The sequence below is a fragment of the Streptomyces sp. NPDC007162 genome (assembly GCF_040634175.1).
GTDB lineage: Bacteria > Actinomycetota > Actinomycetes > Streptomycetales > Streptomycetaceae > Streptomyces.
In genome coordinates this window covers 1-1,847 of record NZ_JBEYFC010000942.1, presented here as the reverse complement: position 1 = coordinate 1,847, position 1,847 = coordinate 1, and the positions used below count along the sequence as shown (strand labels likewise).

The following is a 1,847-nucleotide window of genomic DNA, read 5'->3' as shown; positions in this document are numbered from 1 at the left end:
CCCGGGTGGCCTTACTCCTTCATTGCCGCTCTGGAGCCGGGGCGGACGTCGTGGACTGCTGTGCTGGACGTGGTCCGGCTGCGTCCGTGGGACGACTCGATCGCCGTCACCGCGGCCCAGGTCCGAGAGGTGTTCCAGCGGCTGTATGTGGCAGGCCAGTGGCGGATCGGTGACCCGGCCGTCCTGGTCGTCGTCGATGCCGGTTACGACGTGACCCGCCTGGCTTTCCTGCTCGCGGATCTGCCCGTTGAGCTGCTGGGCCGGATGCGTTCGGACCGTGTCCTGTACTTCCCGCCCCCGCCGCAGCCGGCGGGCAAAGTCGGGCGCAAGCCCAAGCGCGGGGCGGAGTTCGCGTTCGAGGTCGCGGCCACTCAGCCGGTCCCGTCCGTGACCACGGTGACCGACACTACCCACTACGGGAAGGCCGTCGCCACTGCCTGGGACCGCCTGCACCCGCTGCTGGTCCGGCGCTCGGGCTGGGCCGACCACCCCGAAGGAGACCTGCCGGTTATCGAGGGTACCGTCATCCGTCTCCAGGTCGACCGCCTCCGCGGCGACCGCAGCCCCAGGCCTATCTGGCTGTGGTGGTCGGCCACCGACGCTACTGCCGGGGATGTGGACCGGCTCTGGCAGGCGTTCCTGCGCAGGTTCGATCTTGAGCACACCTTCAGGATGTTCAAGCAGACGCTGGGCTGGACCGCTCCCAAGCTCCGTGAACCGGCCGCCGCCGACCGATGGACCTGGCTCGTGATTGCCGCCCACACTCAGCTCCGCCTTGCCCGGCCCCTCGCAGAAGACCTCCGCAAGCCCTGGGAGCGGCCCGCACGCCAGGGGCGCCTCACACCCGCACGTGTCCCCCGAGGATTTCGCCGCCTCCACGGAAAACCCCCTCAGCCGGCCAGTGCACCGAAACCCACAACCGCAGGCCCCGGGCGGCCAACCGGCATGACGAACAAGCACCGTGCACGCGAGCACCCCGTCGGCAAACAGGACAAACCAAACCTCACGGCAGCCACCACAAGCAGCGCAGCTGCATAAACGCCAAGCTAAGGTGAGGCCCGTGGCTGGGTCCGCATGATGGCATGTCAGAAGTCGATATAGGGTTCTCCTTCAAAGGGGGAGCGGTTGGTCCTGATGGAGTGAACGACTACCTCCGCCACGGGGCGGCCGTCCTGGTCTGTGGGGACGTGGGCGATGGCGTCGACGACGTCTTGTCCCTGAGTTACTTCGCCGATGATCGTGTGCAGTCCGTTGAGGTCCGGCGCTGGCCGGGTCGTGATGAGGAACTGCGAGCCGATGGCATCTGGTTCGGTGGCAGTCAAGGCCAGCATGTAAGGCCGCTCGAACGTCAGATCGGGATGGACTTCATTCGGGCGCGAGAACCCTGGGTCGCCGGTCCCGTCACCCTTCCGGTCTCCGCCTTGGATCATGAGTCCGTCGATCACGCGGTGGATGATTGTCTCGTCGTAGATCGAGCCGATGCCGATGGTGCCAGTCCGTGGGTCTACCCACCTCCCGGTGCCCGACGCGAGAGTGTGGAACTGGATGACGGGCTCCCTTACTTCTTCCAGGAACAGCTTCACGAGGATCTGCCCCAGCGACGTGCTAATCGTCGCGGTGAATTCTTGCTGCATGTGATCCGTCCTGTGCTGCGACTTGCGATGAAAGCGGCCTCATCGCATCGAAGCAGGCTATTTACCCTCACCGGCTTAAAGACACGGCGCCGACACGGCCGTCCGTGTCGGTGATGAGTACGGACACTCCGGTCCACAGAGTGGTCCGGGAGGCTCTCTACGCGGCCGCCGACATCGCGGTGCTGTGCGCTGCGGTGTCGTTGGGTGGCGGAG

Annotated in this window: 2 protein-coding genes; one reads left to right on the top strand and one right to left on the bottom strand. The window is 66.3% G+C overall.

Annotated features, from left to right (window positions below; all coding sequences use genetic code 11):
• A partial coding sequence (locus ABZ646_RS46080) for a transposase (RefSeq protein ID WP_360533630.1) occupies positions 1-1,038 on the top strand: 1,038 nt, incomplete at its 5' end.
• A 47-nt stretch (positions 1,039-1,085) separates the two neighbouring features.
• Here the strand turns inward: ABZ646_RS46080 and ABZ646_RS46075 are convergent.
• Positions 1,086-1,634, bottom strand: coding sequence for a peptidylprolyl isomerase (locus ABZ646_RS46075; protein ID WP_360533627.1), 549 nt, complete (start codon positions 1,632-1,634; stop codon positions 1,086-1,088).
• Positions 1,635-1,847: the final 213 nt, after the last annotated feature.

Bases quoted from the DNA above. Each gene is read 5' to 3' on its own strand.
- ABZ646_RS46075 (WP_360533627.1), bottom strand. From the start codon at position 1,634: ATGCAGCAAGAATTCACCGCGACGATTAGCACGTCGCTGGGGCAGATC.